Annotated in this window: 1 protein-coding gene; it reads right to left on the reverse strand. The window is 46.9% G+C overall.

The window, feature by feature from the left end; genetic code table 11:
* Positions 1-529: PTS transporter subunit EIIC (locus tag R7190_RS30370; protein ID WP_318138275.1), on the reverse strand; the 529-nt coding region annotated here is incomplete at both ends.

Genomic DNA, 529 nt, shown 5'->3' on the forward strand with positions numbered 1-529 from the left:
CAATCGCGGCACCATGAATCCCTGCAAACCAAAGTAATTGACACATTAGTAGTGCACCAATGATGGCAGGCAAAGTATTTGATGCGCTGATTAATGGCTTGAACATCGCCATAACTGCATCAGGAATCAACATGTCGTATTGGGTTTGAACGAAGATGCTTAATGGATAAAGCGTGACAAACACAGCTAGAACAGGCAGTAACACCTCGAAAGAACGCGCGATCGCAGGTGGCACCTGCTCTGGCATGCGAATCGTGATGTTGTGCTTTTTCATAAATCGATACAGCTCAACAGCAAAGAAGGCACACATTACTGCAGTGAAGATCCCTGTACCGCCCATGTGTTTCATCGCTAACGTGCCATCTTGAGCTGGTGCCGCCACCAGCAAGAAACACATTAAAGATAAAACCGCGCTAGTGATCCCATCCATTTTGTACGCTTTCGCCAGACTGTAGGCGACACCGAGCGACACAAAGATGGTCATGATCCCCATCGACATATTGAAAGGCATCATAATGGTGTCAAAGTG

The sequence above is a fragment of the Vibrio sp. 1078-1 genome, from assembly GCF_033340475.1.